The organism is Pseudomonas sp. NPDC086581 (genome assembly GCF_044746165.1).
Lineage (GTDB): Bacteria > Pseudomonadota > Gammaproteobacteria > Pseudomonadales > Pseudomonadaceae > Pseudomonas.
This window is the reverse complement of record NZ_JBIVBR010000002.1, coordinates 62,681-76,569: the sequence shown is the minus strand read 5'-3', so window position 1 is coordinate 76,569 and position 13,889 is coordinate 62,681. Positions and strand designations below refer to the sequence as shown.

Here is a 13,889-nt window from a genome sequence, read left to right as displayed (position 1 = left end):
CACATCGCTCGACACACAACAAGACCAAACCGGAGAGCTGTCATGAACCTTCTGCGTAAGCTGCTGCCAGGCGTGGCCCTGGCGACGACCCTGCTGGGCGCGTCGCTGGCGGCGATGGCTGCCGACAAGCCGAATATCCTGGTGATCTTCGGTGACGATATCGGCTACTTCAATCTCAGTGCCTACAACCAGGGCATGATGGGCTACGAGACGCCCAGCATCGACCGGATCGCCAAGGAGGGCGCGCTGTTCACCCATGCCTACGGCGAGCAGTCCTGCACCGCCGGCCGCGCCGCTTTCGCCCTGGGCGAGCATCCGTTCCGCACCGGCCTGCTGACCATCGGCATGCCTGGCTCCGAGCACGGCATTCCCGACTGGGCGCCGACCATCGGCGATGTGATGAAGCAGCAGGGCTACGCCACCGGGCAGTTCGGCAAGAACCACCTGGGCGACCGTGACAACCACCTGCCGACAAAACATGGCTTCGACGAATTCTTCGGCAACCTCTATCACATGAACGCCGAGGAGGAGCCCGAGACCTACTACTACCCCAAGGACCCGGAGTTCCGTAAGAAGTACGGCCCGCGCGGGGTGATCCACTCCTACGCCGACGGCAAGATCGAGGACACCGGCCCGCTGACCCGCAAGCGCATGGAAACCATCGATGATGAACTGGTGCAGGCCACCGAGAACTTCATCGACAAGGCGCACAAGGCCGACAAACCCTTCTTCGTCTGGTTCAACTCCACGCGCATGCACGTCTGGACCCATTTGAAGAAGGAATCCGAAGGCAAGACCGGCATCGGCCTGTACCCCGACGGCATGGTCGAGCACGACGGGCAGATCGGCGAGCTGCTGAAGAAACTCGACGACCTCGGCATCGCCGACAACACCATCGTCATCTACACCACCGACAACGGCGCCGAGAAAGTCAGTTGGCCGGACGGTGGCACCACGCCGTTCTACGGCGAGAAGGGCACCACCTACGAGGGCGGCCACCGTGTGCCGTTGCTGGTGAAATGGCCGGGAGTGATCAAGCCGGGCAGCCGCTTCAACAACATGATCGCCCACAACGACTGGATGCCGACCCTGGCCGCCGCGGCCGGCGACCCCAATCTGGTGGCGGAGATGGCCAAGGGCTCCAGCCTCAATGGCAAGCCATTCAAGGTGCACCTGGACGGCTACAACTTCCTGCCGTTCTTCAAGGGCGAGGCGAAGGACAGCCCGCGTGAGGAGTACTTCTACTTCGGCATGGGCGGCGAGTTGAACGCCATCCGCTGGAAGGACTGGAAGGTCAGCTTCGCCAGCGTCGACGGCGATATCGGCTCGGGCACGCGCAAGGTGACCAACTTCCCGCGCATCACCAACCTCAAGGCCGACCCCTTCGAGACCGCCAACAACGACTCGCAGATGGCCATGCGCTGGCGCGCCGACCAGCTCTGGCTGTTCGTGCCGATCCGGACGGAGATCCAGAAGTTCATGGCGACCATCCCTCAGTACCCGTTCCAGGAAGGGGAGAATCTCAACCCGGCGAACATCAACTACCAGAGCCTGGCGGCCAAGCAGGCGATGATGCGCCTGCAAAATCTGACCGCGCCGCCGGCACCGCCGGCCGCCCAGTAAACCCGCCAGCGCCTTTCCTTGGTCCGGGCCGCACGTGGCCCGTTTTTTTGAGGAGTCCCCGATGAATATCCTCGTCGCAGTCGAGCGCGTGGTCGATTTCAACGTCAAGGTTCGCGTCAAGGCAAACGACAGCGGCGTCGACCTCGCCAACGTGAAGATGGCCCTCAATCCGTTCTGTGCAATCGCCGTGGAAGAAGCGGTGCGCCTGAAAGAGTAGGGCGTCGCCAGCGAAGTGGTGGTGGTTTCGGTCGGCCCGAATACCGCTCAGGAGCAACATATAGCGGTGGGCATCTCCGGCGCCATCCAGCACCTGGCGGGCATGAAAGACTCCAAGGTCATCGTGGCCATCAACAAGGACGAAGAGGCGCCGATCTTCCAGGTGGCCAACTACGGCCTGGTGGGCGATCTGTTCGAGCTCGTGCCGGAGCTGGAAAAGGCCATCTGAGCCCAGGCGGCCTAAAGGTGCAAAAGCTAATTGGAGGTCTGATCTCGCGAAATATCCAACAAAGCCATGGAAGTTGCACCTGCACGAGTCAACTGAATGTCTCGGATGGATAGACTAAGCACCCAGAGTGCGCCACTAGCGCTTTACCTTTAATCCCTTGATTGAGTGAGCCCGCTGCTCGTCGAGCGAGTTGTAGTAGGTGTTCTGCGTGGTGCTGAGGCTGTTGTGGCGGAGATCAGCCTGTAAGTCCTTCATATCTCGGTGGGGGGCATCGAAGGTTGCAGCGGTGTGGCGCAGCCAGTGCAACGAGGCGGAGCGTAGCTGGTCGATTTCATCGTCACTCCAACCTTCGGCGGCCATGCGCCTCAGCGATCGATCGAAGACTTCCTGCAGGAGTAGCCGGATGTGGCGATCAGAGAGGCCGGCGCGTCCTCTCAGGGTGGTGAGCAATGGAAATTTATCCTGGGGCGAGGGCAGGGGAGGCAGTCGCAGGTGACGGCGGTAGCGCACCAGGTAGTCCTGCACGTAGTCGTCACGCACGCTGATCTTGGCGGCCTTATTGCCCTTACCGACCACGTGGAACCACCAGTTGCCAGTGCTATCGCGGCGGAAATCACCCATGGTCGGTTCCCAGTTATCGCGACCGACGAGATCGGAGATACGCAGGTACATGGAGAACAGCGTGGCAATGACGAACAGCGTGCGTTCGTGCTGCGGATCTTCCGCGGCCATCAGTTCGGCTGTCTCGATGACGAAGTTCCATTGCAACTGGGTCAGCGAGCGGGAGGCGACGTCGAGGGTATTGCGCTGCTTATAAATGGACTTCTGTTTGACCGCGCGGAACGGATTCACCTCGGTCAGGCCTTCGTCCATAGCGTGTTGGAAGAAGCTGCCGCACACTGCGAAAACCTGCGCCACCGACCCCTGGGACATGCGATAAGGACGCTCGGGCAACTCGCTCAGCATCTCGGCAGCAAGCTTGCGTTCGCGCTTGGCCAGGGTGCTGGAGAAGGGGCGCCAGTCTGGATTGACGACACAGCTGTCGGACTCCAGCTTCTTGCGACCGCCGACCCGCACGAAGCGCGACTTGATCACAGGGCCGATCCAGTCGGCAGGAGGATTGAGGCAGAATTCCATGAAGGCCTCGGCATCTTTTCGACGCAGATCAATCAATGGTTTTTCAGCCACCAGAGCTGACCAGAGAAGCAGGCGTTCAACGTGGGTGCGGTACGAGTTGTAAGTAGCCTCATTGCCTGCGTAGGACTTCAGAAATCCGCGCACGGCCAGGTAGCTGTCAATTGCCATGGTTTGGTCAGGCAAATTCCGCAGGAAGCCGAGAACGACAGGAAGCTCTGAGTTAAGCCCCAGGAAACTGAGTTCATGAAAGCGGGCAAAGGTGTCGAACAGTGGCTGGGGATTTTGAGGCATGGAAATCGAGACGTGGCTGCGAGGCTATATAGAACGGGGCTTTACAGCCCTATTGGCAATATCCGGGTCTAGCCATTATCGGATATTACATTTCCGTATTCACTTCCCTTGAATTGACTTGTATTGGGTTCAGAACTATGTCCAAAAACTCTCACCCTAAAGTGCTTTTCCTCGACTTCGATGGAGTCCTTCATCCCGATACAGTGTTTCACTCACGCAAAGGCTTGCAGCTTCGCGGCGAGGGCCAACTGTTCATGTGGACCCCTTTTTTGATGCGAGCTCTGGCGGACCAGCCGCAGGTTAGTATTGTTCTAAGCACTAGCTGGGTTCGCCAGTTTGGCTTCCATCGCACACGGGGATATCTCCCAGAAGCCATTCGGGACCGAGTAATCAGTGCCACATGGCACAGCACAATGGCTCGCAACTCTGCAGATCAAAGCTGGTGGGATGGAGCGTCACGATACGAACAGATTTGCCGTCACGCAGCACGAGCGAGACTGAGCGGTTGGCTTGCTATTGATGACGACACTGCAGGCTGGCCAGTTGAGGCCAGACACCATTTACTGCCGTGTGACGGAAGGTTTGGACTCTCACAGCAAGGATGCATTGATTCACTACGGGTATGGGCAAGCGGGGAGTGAGAGCCATAACTCGCGCATTTCGCATTGCGAAATGCTGCCTGCAGGTGTGCATGGGGAAGTGACCGCGGGACTCCGGGGGAAGAGAATCTGACAGTCAGCGAAGACCGAGCGCAATGATTGGCTCGCTCCGGCCTCGTGGCTGGCGGCGCTGGTGGGAGTAGCTACGTCATGGCAGGGACAGTGGCCTGGCTCCGCTACAACGTTTCGCTCGTAGCCTGTGCAGACATGTCCGTGGCATCCTGGCCCGGAAGAGCCTTTTTCACTTCGCACTGCGAAATGGCCTGTACACAGCTGTCATGCCACAGCGACTGTACGCTCCGACCGCGAAGCGCTTCGGAAGCGTCTTGGTAGACCTGACGCAAACGTACAATGGCAAGGTCTGCTTGAGTAATTTGCTCCAGATTCAGCCCAAGACGAGTATTCTGAGGAAAGGCCGTCGCAGATCACTTCGCACTGCGAAATCATTTGCACCCGTTTGCCTGCCGATTTCTGCATTTAGAGATTCGGCGCGCAGGTTCCTAGGTCAGTGGCACTGAAACAGACACGGCTCTGCGGCGGCGAAAGTACGCATAAGTCTCTGAAATCAAAGAGTCCATTTTTCAAAAAACGAAAATCCATTTTTTAAAAAGCGGCGACAGCAAAACAGCCAATTCGATAGCTTGCATTCTGTGGCGCTCGACCCTCTGCTTCCTATAGTTAACTTCGCATAATGTATATTATGTTAAATACCATATGGCCGATCTGGCAGCTATCCAGGGTTATCTGTAGTTCTGCAAGACTCTCATGTCCTTGCGCCCCGCCTATCGTCGCAGTTGGAGCAAGACCCTGCGTAATGCGCTGACGCTCCATCACTCCGTTCAGATTGCTGCAATTCAAAGCGCCGAGTGGCTACGGCAGATACGGGCCGTGTATCCCGAAAGCCGCGAGACGTCGCGCAATTGCGCGAGCCGATCAACTGACTTTTGCGGCAGGCGACCAGGCCAGCGGAACCGGCTTGCCTTTTGAGGCCGATAGTTGATGTCCCGCAGGTCGCCAGACACCCGCGGCGACGATGCGACCGCGCCATGGGCTGGCTATCGATGGCGCGAGTATCCCGTCCTTACAGGGAGATTTACTTTAGAAAAGCCTGAAGTAATTATTTGCGTCGGACTATTTTTTCCAGCGCATCAAGCTGCGACAACTGCATCCACGCCAAGCCGCAGAGGTCTTGGTCTACGCGGACCGGAGCGCCCGAAAAGCTCCGGCCGTGCTGTTGTTCCTTACTGCCAAAGCCCGGCGACAACACGCCAGGCATACAACAACAATCGGCGAGTACAGACCCGCGAAGCAGAGGTCTGTCAGAGGAATACCACCATGTCCATGCGTGTGCAGTTCTCCCCTTCGACACCCTCCCCCACGTCCGCCGATTCGTTTCGTCGCCTGACGCCTTCAGTCGCCGCGCCCGTGCGCTGAACCTCCTGCCGAATCCTTCGCCGTGCCCGACGGCGCGGTTCACTCTGTCCGGAGTTCGTTCATGCGACTCGAGATCTTCCGCACCCTGTGGGGCTATACCCGTGGCTGGCCGCAGGCCATTTCCGAACTGCGGGAGGCCGGCTTCGACGGCCTGGAAGCGCGCCTGCCCCTCGATCCTGCCCAGCGCGCCGAGTATGCACAGCTGCTGGCCGCAGAGGATGTGCCTTACATCGCCACCCTGTTCACCGCCCATGATGTGCTGCCCGACCAGTCGGCCAGCCCGCAGGTGCACTTGAACGACCTGCGGTGCAAGCTTGGCTATGCCGCTGAGCTGTCGCCCCGGCTGGTCAACACCCTGGCCGGCAACGACCGCTGGCCACTGGCCGCGCAGGTCGACTTCTTCGGCAGCGCCCTCGAGCTCGCCGCCGCGCAGGAACTGACCTGCCTCTTCGAGATCCACCGCGCCCGCTCGCTGTACAGCCCCTGGGTGACCCTGGAGCTAATTCGCCAGGTCCCCGAGCTGCGCTTCACCACCGACATCAGCCATTGGGTGGTGGTCTGCGAGCGTCTGCTCGACGACCCCGCCGACGACCTCACGCCTTTCGTCGAGCGCGTGCAGCACATCCAGGCCCGCGTCGGCTACGACCAGGGACCGCAAGTGCCGCATCCCGGCGCGCCGGAATACGCCAACGCACTGGCCTTCCACCAGAAGCACTGGGAAGCCGTCTGGCGCGCCCAGCAGGCTCGCGGCCAGCAGATCACCACGCTGACTCCGGAATTCGGCCCGGACGGCTACTTGCACCACCTGCCCTTCACCAATGCCCCGATCGCCGATCTGTGGGCGCTGAACCGCTGGATAGCCGAAGAAGAACGGCGTCACTTCCAGCGCTTCCTCCAATCCTGAATCCGAACTGGAGCCATCGAAAATGCAGGAGCAAGCGAGCAGGGCCTTCACCTCCATTCCCGTCATCGACATCGGCGGACTGTTCAGCGAACGCCTGGACGAGCGCCGGGCGGTGGCGGCCGAACTGGGTAAGGCAGCCCGTGAAGTGGGCTTCCTCTACATCCGCAACCACGGTCTGGACCCGAAGCTGATCGAGGGCCTGCAAGCCGCCGCACGGGCCTACTTCGCCCAGCCGCTGGACGCCAAGATGCGCCACTACATCGGCGTCTCTGAAAGCCACAAGGGCTTCGTCCCGGAAGGTGAAGAGGTCTATGCCAAGGGCAAGCCGGACCACAAGGAGGCCTTCGACGTCGGCTTCGAAGTAGCCGCCGACGATCCGCTGGTGCTTGCCGGCACGCCGCTGCTGGGGCCTAACCGCTGGCCGGAAGTGCCCGGCTTCCAGCAGCAGGTGAGCGCCTACTACCAGGCGGTGTTCGCCCTCGGCCGCAAGCTGTTCGATGGCTTCGCCCTGGCGCTGGGCCTGGAGGAAGGCTACTTCGACCCGCTGGTGAGCCGGCCGCCGTCGAAACTGCGCCTGATCCACTACCCCTTCGATGGCGCTGCGCAGGATGCACCAGGCATCGGGGCTCACACCGACTACGAGTGCTTCACCATCCTGCACGCCACGCAGCCGGGCCTGGAAGTGATGAACGAGGACGGCGAGTGGATCGACGCGCCGCCGGTGCCCGATGCCTTCGTGGTGAACATCGGCGACATGCTGGAGGTGATGACCAACGGTGCCTTCGTGGCCACCGCGCACCGCGTCCGCACGGTGCGCGAGGAGCGCTACTCGTTCCCGCTGTTCTACGCCTGCGACTACCACACGCAGATCCGCCCGCTGCCGCAGTTCGACAACGGCAGCCAGGACTACGAAACCATCGCCATCGGCGAGCACATGTGGAGCCAGGCGCTGCAGACCTACAGCTACCTGCGCCGCAAGGTCGCCGACGGTGAGCTGGCACTGCCGGAGCGGGCGCGCAAGCCGTCCAGCTTCGGCCACCTGAAAAAACAGACGCAGCCTTCCTGAAGCCGCGCGCAACCCTAGACTGGAGCAATCACGATGCTGAAAACCACCCGCACCCTCCTGGCTGCCGCCCTCGCCGGCGCAGCCCTCCTGGGCACCCTGCAGACCGCCAGCGCCGCCCTGACCGCCACGCCGGGGCAGTTCAAGGTCGGCATGGAAATCACCTACCCGCCCTTCGAGTCCTATGACGGCGACAAGGTGGTCGGCTCGGACCCCGAACTGGCAGAGCTGCTGGCCAAGCACATGGGCCTCACGACGAGTTTCGTGAACACCAAGTTCTCCGGGCTGATTCTGGGCCTGAACGCCGGTCATTTCGACGCGGTGATCTCAGGTATGTACGTCACCCCCGAGCGCGCCGCCCAGGCCCTGGCCATCCCCTACGCACAGACGGGCGCCGCCATCATGGTGCCGGCCGACAGCGCGGAGCGCCCGGCCAAGCCCGAAGACCTCTGCGGCAAGAAGATCGGCCTGGAGAAAGGCACCACCTGGGTGCCGAAGTTCGAGGAGCTGTCCAAGACCTACTGCGTTCCCAATGGCAAGGGCGCGATCAGCGTGAGCGAATACCCGTCCGCCCCGGAAGTGACCCAGGCGCTGCTGTCGAAGAACGTCCAGGCCCAGGTGGAGATTTCCGGGGCCGCGCACATGATCGCCGAGCGTTCAAAGGGCCGCGTGGTCGTCAGCTCCAGCGAGCTGATCTACAAGCAAACCCTGGGCATGTATGTGAAGAAGGGCAATCAGGAGCTGTACGACGCACTCAAGACCGCCTTCCAGAAGACCAAGGACAGCGGCGAATTCGCTGCCCTGTTGAAGAAGTACGCTCTCGAAGAAGCTCCGGCGACCGAGTGATCCGCTTTAACGCAACATGAAAGACGGGGCTGGCCTCGCGCCAGACCCCGCTCGCCGAGGTGCCCATGCAGTTCGACTGGTCCTATTTCTTCTCCCTCTTCTCCTTGCCGGATTTCTGGAAGGCCTGCGTCACGGTGATCGAGCTGAGCGCCCTGACCTGGCTGATCGGCATGGTCCTGGGCTTCTTCCTCGCCTGTGCCAAGCTCTCCGGCTCGCGCTGGCTGCGCGTGCCGACAGGGCTTTACATCTGGTTCTTCCGCAGCGTGCCGCTGCTGGTGCTGGTGGTGTTCGTCTACAACCTGCCGCAGCTGTTCCCGGCCAGCGGCGCCCTGCTGTCCAACCCGTTCATTTCCGGCCTGCTCGCCCTGGTGCTGACAGAGGCGGCGTACATGGCCGAGATCCATCGCGGCGGCCTGATCTCCGTGGCCAAGGGCCAGAAGGAAGCCGGCCGCGCCCTGGCCATGGGCAGCATCGGCATCCAGCGCCTGATCGTCATTCCGCAGGCCTTCCGCATCTCGCTGCCGACGCTGATCAACGAGTACGTCACCGTGGTCAAGCTGACCTCGCTGGTCTCGGTGATCTCCCTCACCGAACTGCTGCAGGTCGGCGAGCGCCTCTATGCGCAGAACTTCCTGGTGATGGAAACCCTCTCGGCGGTGGCCATCTACTACGTGCTGATCGTGACCCTGTTCGGCTGGGGCCTGCAGTACCTGGAGCACCGTCTGGACCTCAACGCGCGCAAACCGGAAACCCTGGCGGACGAGCGCCTGGACAGCTTGCGCAAGACCCTCCCGGCAACTTCCGTGGCCAGCCGCGAGGCCGCCCCCGCCGGTGCCCCGCCCGCGCTGCAGCTCAAGGGTATCCGCAAGAGCTACGGCACCCACGAAGTCCTCAAGGGCGTCGACCTGAGCGTCGGCAACGGCGAAGTGGTGTCGATCATCGGCCCGTCCGGCTCCGGCAAGACCTCGCTGATTCGCACCGTCAACGGCCTGGAAGGCATCGACGGCGGCGCCACCGCGCTCTTCGGCAAGCCCTATATAGAAGCCGGCAAGCCCGACCCGGCGCGCCTGCGCGACGGCGTGCAGCACATCGGCATGGTGTTCCAGAACTTCAACCTGTTCCCGCACCGCACCATCCTCGACAACGTCACCCTGGCGCCGCGCTTCCACGGCCTGGCCGGGCGCGACCTCTGCGAGCAGAAGGCCCTCGCGCTGCTGGACAAGGTCGGCCTGCTGGCCCATGCCAACAAGTACCCGCACCAGCTCTCCGGCGGCCAGCAACAGCGCGTGGCCATCGCTCGCGCGCTGGCCATGGCGCCGGCGATCATGCTGTTCGACGAACCGACCTCGGCGCTGGACCCGGAGCTGGTGGGCGATGTGCTCAACGTGATCCGCGATCTGGCGAAGGAAGGCATGACCATGGTGATCGTCACCCATGAGATGGACTTTGCCCTGTCGATCTCCGACCGGGTGATCTTCATGGAGCACGGCCAGGTGCAGGTCGACGCTGCGCCGGCGCGCATTCGCAACGGTGACTGCGGCGAACGGGTAATGCGCTTCATCGGCCTGGAGCGTCAGGCCGAGCAGGACGAGGCGCAGCAGCGCGCCTTCCTCGCCAGCTGACGGCGAAATATCCAGGCGGCACACGGGCGTGTCGTCTGGATATTCCCAGGTCGAGCGCCCGTGTGTCGTCACATGGCCGAGCGCTGACTGTCCTGCAGGATTCTTCCCAGAAGCGCCAGCCCTCCCCTCACCTCCTCCAGCGATGGACCGCCGAGACAAAGGCGAATACCTGATGCCGGGTCGCACGGGTCAACCATGACCGATTCAGGCGGCGTCACTCGGATGCCCACCGAAGCAGCCGCTGCGGCAAGCTGATCGGCAGCCTCGAGGGGCATCGGCAACCAGAGGTGATAAGCGTCTGGATGCGCGACGAGTTCGGTCGCGCCGAGCAGCGAAACCGCCAGGCTCGACCGCCGGCTTGCTTCATGGCGTAAGTCCTGCGGGATGGAGGCGATGACACCGCTGGACAACCACTCCTCGACGACGGCACAGGACAGCGGCGATGGGGCCATCGGGATGTCCTGCAGCACGTCGTGGGCCACGCCGGTCATTGCCGCTGGCAACGCTAGCACGCCGATGCGCAAGCCGGGACCGATCGACTTAGACAGTCCATTGACGTGCAGCACACGCTCGGGCGCCAGCGTCACCAGCGCCGGCAGTGCAGGCGGCCCCAGCGCGTAGACGCCGTCCTCGATGATCCAGGCTCCGGCCTGCCGGCATACCTCGACAATCGCCTGCCGGCGCGCCGCGCCCATGGTGGCGGTGGTCGGGTTGTGCAGTGTCGGTGTGAGGTAGACCGCCGTGTTGGTGCCGGAAGCAACACCGTCCAGTGCCTGCGCGAGCGACTCCGGCACCATGCCTTCGGCATCGATAGCGACGCCCCGCATCCGATAACCCTTGCGTCGTGCCAGCGCGATGGCGCCGGGATAGGTGAGCCTTTCGGTCAGAATCACTCCTTGAGGCCCGCAGGCGAGATCGAACGCCAGTGAAATCGCCTGGCGGGCATTGCTGGTCAGCGCCAGATTCGCCGCGTCCACCTCGATCCCCAGCGACTCGAGCCAGCGGGCCAACAGGCGCCGGTGTTCCAGATGGCCGGCGGGAGGCGAGTAGAGATTCAGATGATCGGCATCGATCTTCCGTGCGACGCCGGCCAGGGTGCGCGCCAGCAGACGCGCCGAGAGCATCGCCGGCGGCACGTTGGAAGATAGATCGATCACCCGGTCCTCATGGGCCTGTCGGATCGCCACGAACATGCCGCGGCCCTTGACGCTGCGCACCAGCCCCCGCCGCTCCAAAGCCGCATAGGCCTTTGTCACCGTGCCCAGGCCGATTTCCAGCTGCCAGGCGAGATCGCGATGGGCCGGCAGGCGGTCGCCGCCCCGCAGGCGTCCCTCGATGATGTCATCGGCCAGCGCCATTACCAGTCGCTCGGCGGCGCTTGCGTCAATCTGAGCAAGGCGCGGCGTCCAGGGCGATCGAAGAAGCATGTTGGGTGTCCCGAGTGATTAATAGTGTTGCGTGACACTATTTAAATAGATCAAAAGTGTAACGTGCATTAGGGTGATTGGCGACATTCAACCGTTCCACCACAGCCTCGCTGGCACGGCGAGGCAACGGAGGCCAGATGATCAGCAGCACCATCGCCCTCGCCTTCTGCTCCTACTTCCTGGCCGCGGCCAGTCCGGGGCCGAGCAACATGGCGATCATGGCCACGGCAATGCGCGACGGCCGCCTTCCCGCCCTCGTCCTCGCGTGCGGGGTGATGACGGGCTCGCTCACCTGGGCAGGGCTGGCGGCGACCGGTCTCTCCACCTTGCTGGCCACCTTTGCCGAGGCGCTCATCGTCATCAAGGTGCTGGGCGGCCTTTACCTGCTCTACCTGGCGGTACGCGCCGGCAGGTCAGCCCTCCGGCCGATCGAAGCTTTCACCCGCGCCGATGCGCCACGAACGCCTCCGCGCTATGTACCTCTGTACCGCCAGGGCGTGCTGATGCACATCAGCAACCCCAAGGCGATCATGTCCTGGCTGGCAATCATGTCGCTGGGACTTCAGCAAGGCGCTCCCAGCGGCACCTTGCCGACGATCATCGGCGGCTGTGCCGTGCTCGGGATCTGCATATTCGGTGGCTACGCCCTCCTGTTTTCGACCGCCCGGATGATCGCTGTCTATTCCAGGCTCGGCCGCTGGATTCAGGGGCTCTTCTCGACGCTGTTCGCCGTCGCGGGCGTGAAGCTTCTGGTCGCGCCCAACTGAGGCTCCTAATCGATCCCCATCCAACCGTACCCAGGCAAGGAGCGGTGTCGTGACCCATGAATTTCAGATGATCGATGTGTTTGGCACCCGGGCTCTGTCCGGCAACCCCTTGGCGGTCGTGCTGGGCGCCGATGAGCTTACGACCGGGGAGATGCAGCGCCTGACGCGCTGGCTCAACCTATCGGAGACCACCTTCCTGATGCGGCCCACCCGCCCGGCGGCGGACTACCGGGTGAGGATATTTTCGCTCGACAGGGAGTTGCCGTTTGCAGGGCACCCTACCCTCGGCAGTTGCCATGCCTGGCTGTCCACCGGGCGCGCCGCGAGGAAAGCGACGGAGATCGTCCAGGAGTGCGGCGTTGGCCTGGTGACGATTCGCCGTGAGCCCGAGCTTCTCTCCTTTGCCGCGCCACCGCTCATGCGCAGCGGCTGCCCCACGCAGGAAGAGTTGAGTGAAGCGATTGCATTCCTGCGGATAGAATCAGGCGAGATTGTCGATGCCGCGTGGGTCGACAACGGTCCGGGCTGGCTGGGAATCCGCTTGGCTTCGGCGGAAAAAGTGCTGGCGCTGGCCCCGCAACGCAGTTGGCCGCGCAGGATCGACATCGGCGTGGTCGGGCCGCACTTCCAGGGCGATGCCGCCGTCGAGGTCCGCGCGTTCTTCAACAATCACCTGGGCACCATCGTCGAAGACCCCGTCACGGGAAGCCTCAACGCTTCCCTGGCGCAGTGGCTGTTCTCCACCGGCGTGATCGATGGGGCCTATGTCGCCGCGCAGGGAACCCGACTCGGCCTGCACGGGCGGGTCCACGTATCACGCGATAGCGCGGGCCATATCTGGATCGGCGGCAAGACCCACACCCAGGTCACCGGCCGCCTTCAAGGCCTTCCCTAACGTCTTCCCCTGGGCCGCCTGTGCATCTCCAACTACCCGCGCCGCCGGTACAGGCTGCGCGCCAGCGCATCCAGGGCGAAGCCCAGTACGCCGATCAGCAGCACCATGGCCATCAGCTCCGAGTAGGCCAGGCGATCCCGCGTGTCGAGGATGTAGTAGCCGAGCCCGGCGCTGACGCCGAGCATCTCGCAGGGCACCAGGACGATCCAGAGGATACCGATGGCCAGGCGCACGCCAGTCAGCACGTGGCCGAGCACGCCGGGAAGGATGACCTTGCGCAGCGTCTCGAACGGCGTGGCGCTCAGGCTCTTCGACAGCTGCAGCCAGCGTGGGTCGAGCTGACGCACGCCGGCGGCGGTGTTGAGCAGGATCGGCCAGACGGCGGCGAAGGCCAGGAGGAAATAGATCGGCGAGTCACCCACACCCATCAGCATTACTGCAATGGGCATCCAGGATAACGGCGAGATCATCCGCAGGAACTGGAACGCCGGCGTGGTGGCCGCCTCCAACTGGCGGGACGCCCCCACCAGTAACCCCAGCGGAACGCCCACGGCCAACGCCAGGAGCAGGCCAATCAGCACCCGTTTCAGGCTCACCAGCACGTGTTCGTACAGCTCAGGGCGAGCCAGCAGCTCGCCCAGGCTGATGAAGGTGGCCCGGGGCGAAAACAGCTGCCCCAGGCCGTCGCCGCCGAACATCCGTACGCCGAGCCACCACAGGCCGAGCAGCCCGGCCAAGCCCAGCGCCCAGTGGCTGCGCGTGGAAAGCACGACCGG

Annotated in this window: 11 protein-coding genes and 3 pseudogenes; 11 read left to right on the top strand and 3 right to left on the bottom strand. The window is 63.0% G+C overall.

The features are described from left to right. The first annotated feature begins 42 nt into the window (after positions 1–42). From ACIPK7_RS04550 to ACIPK7_RS04540, 3 genes and pseudogenes are all read left to right on the top strand, one after another. The gene (locus ACIPK7_RS04550) at positions 43–1,623 is read left to right on the top strand and encodes an arylsulfatase (protein ID WP_401085766.1); all 1,581 of its coding nucleotides are present in this window, start codon (positions 43–45) and stop codon (positions 1,621–1,623) included. A 61-nt stretch (positions 1,624–1,684) separates the two neighbouring features. After that, positions 1,685–1,837, top strand: a pseudogene (locus tag ACIPK7_RS04545) (electron transfer flavoprotein subunit beta/FixA family protein); the annotation flags it as partial. A 57-nt stretch (positions 1,838–1,894) separates the two neighbouring features. Beyond that, positions 1,895–2,068 (top strand): annotated as a pseudogene (locus ACIPK7_RS04540) (electron transfer flavoprotein subunit alpha/FixB family protein); the annotation flags it as partial. Between the two features lie 135 nt (positions 2,069–2,203). Here the strand turns inward: ACIPK7_RS04540 and ACIPK7_RS04535 are convergent. Then, the gene (locus tag ACIPK7_RS04535; RefSeq protein ID WP_401085763.1) at positions 2,204–3,496 is read right to left on the bottom strand and encodes a tyrosine-type recombinase/integrase; all 1,293 of its coding nucleotides are present in this window, start codon (positions 3,494–3,496) and stop codon (positions 2,204–2,206) included. Positions 3,497–3,633: 137 nt separating this feature from the next. Between ACIPK7_RS04535 and ACIPK7_RS04530 the strand changes: the two genes are divergently transcribed. The 6 genes and pseudogenes from ACIPK7_RS04530 to ACIPK7_RS04505 all read left to right on the top strand — a co-directional run bounded on the left by ACIPK7_RS04530 (position 3,634) and on the right by ACIPK7_RS04505 (position 10,024). Continuing rightward, entirely contained in the window at positions 3,634–4,137 is a 504-nt protein-coding gene (locus ACIPK7_RS04530) for an HAD domain-containing protein (protein ID WP_401085760.1), read from the top strand. A 137-nt stretch (positions 4,138–4,274) separates the two neighbouring features. Continuing rightward, positions 4,275–4,382 (top strand): annotated as a pseudogene (locus tag ACIPK7_RS04525) (ISL3 family transposase); the annotation flags it as partial. 1,268 nt (positions 4,383–5,650) lie between these two features. Then, positions 5,651–6,493: a sugar phosphate isomerase/epimerase gene (locus ACIPK7_RS04520; protein WP_192431401.1), complete on the top strand. Its 843-nt coding sequence runs from the start codon at positions 5,651–5,653 to the stop codon at positions 6,491–6,493. Positions 6,494–6,515: 22 nt separating this feature from the next. Then, positions 6,516–7,559, top strand: a complete 1,044-nt coding sequence (locus ACIPK7_RS04515) for an isopenicillin N synthase family dioxygenase (protein ID WP_401085757.1) — start codon at positions 6,516–6,518, stop codon at positions 7,557–7,559. Between the two features lie 33 nt (positions 7,560–7,592). Further along, a complete protein-coding gene (locus tag ACIPK7_RS04510) occupies positions 7,593–8,402 on the top strand; it encodes an ABC transporter substrate-binding protein (RefSeq protein WP_192431403.1) in 810 nt (269 codons plus the stop codon). Positions 8,403–8,467: 65 nt separating this feature from the next. After that, positions 8,468–10,024, top strand: a complete 1,557-nt coding sequence (locus ACIPK7_RS04505; protein ID WP_401085754.1) for an amino acid ABC transporter permease/ATP-binding protein — start codon at positions 8,468–8,470, stop codon at positions 10,022–10,024. 68 nt (positions 10,025–10,092) lie between these two features. Here ACIPK7_RS04505 and ACIPK7_RS04500 read toward each other — a convergent pair whose 3' ends face one another. Beyond that, positions 10,093–11,451 carry a PLP-dependent aminotransferase family protein gene (locus ACIPK7_RS04500; protein WP_192431405.1) on the bottom strand — a complete coding sequence of 453 codons (1,359 nt, stop codon included), beginning with the start codon at positions 11,449–11,451 and terminating at the stop codon, positions 10,093–10,095. A gap of 137 nt (positions 11,452–11,588) precedes the next feature. On the opposite strand from ACIPK7_RS04500, the gene ACIPK7_RS04495 reads away from it, so the two are divergent. Then, positions 11,589–12,218 carry a LysE family translocator gene (locus ACIPK7_RS04495; protein ID WP_192431406.1) on the top strand — a complete coding sequence of 210 codons (630 nt, stop codon included), beginning with the start codon at positions 11,589–11,591 and terminating at the stop codon, positions 12,216–12,218. A gap of 67 nt (positions 12,219–12,285) precedes the next feature. Next, positions 12,286–13,113, top strand: coding sequence for a PhzF family phenazine biosynthesis protein (locus ACIPK7_RS04490; protein ID WP_192431486.1), 828 nt, complete (start codon positions 12,286–12,288; stop codon positions 13,111–13,113). A 32-nt stretch (positions 13,114–13,145) separates the two neighbouring features. Here ACIPK7_RS04490 and ACIPK7_RS04485 read toward each other — a convergent pair whose 3' ends face one another. Further along, complete coding sequence (locus tag ACIPK7_RS04485) at positions 13,146–13,883, bottom strand: ABC transporter permease (RefSeq protein ID WP_401086889.1); 738 nt, start codon at positions 13,881–13,883, stop codon at positions 13,146–13,148. Positions 13,884–13,889: the final 6 nt, after the last annotated feature.

Bases quoted from the DNA above. Each gene is read 5' to 3' on its own strand.
- ACIPK7_RS04495 (WP_192431406.1), top strand. From the start codon at position 11,589: ATGATCAGCAGCACCATCGCCCTCGCCTTCTGCTCCTACTTCCTGGCC.
- ACIPK7_RS04535 (WP_401085763.1), bottom strand. From the start codon at position 3,496: ATGCCTCAAAATCCCCAGCCACTGTTCGACACCTTTGCCCGCTTTCAT.
- ACIPK7_RS04550 (WP_401085766.1), top strand. From the start codon at position 43: ATGAACCTTCTGCGTAAGCTGCTGCCAGGCGTGGCCCTGGCGACGACC.
- ACIPK7_RS04490 (WP_192431486.1), top strand. From the start codon at position 12,286: ATGATCGATGTGTTTGGCACCCGGGCTCTGTCCGGCAACCCCTTGGCG.
- ACIPK7_RS04510 (WP_192431403.1), top strand. From the start codon at position 7,593: ATGCTGAAAACCACCCGCACCCTCCTGGCTGCCGCCCTCGCCGGCGCA.
- ACIPK7_RS04530 (WP_401085760.1), top strand. From the start codon at position 3,634: ATGTCCAAAAACTCTCACCCTAAAGTGCTTTTCCTCGACTTCGATGGA.
- ACIPK7_RS04515 (WP_401085757.1), top strand. From the start codon at position 6,516: ATGCAGGAGCAAGCGAGCAGGGCCTTCACCTCCATTCCCGTCATCGAC.
- ACIPK7_RS04520 (WP_192431401.1), top strand. From the start codon at position 5,651: ATGCGACTCGAGATCTTCCGCACCCTGTGGGGCTATACCCGTGGCTGG.
- ACIPK7_RS04505 (WP_401085754.1), top strand. From the start codon at position 8,468: ATGCAGTTCGACTGGTCCTATTTCTTCTCCCTCTTCTCCTTGCCGGAT.
- ACIPK7_RS04500 (WP_192431405.1), bottom strand. From the start codon at position 11,451: ATGCTTCTTCGATCGCCCTGGACGCCGCGCCTTGCTCAGATTGACGCA.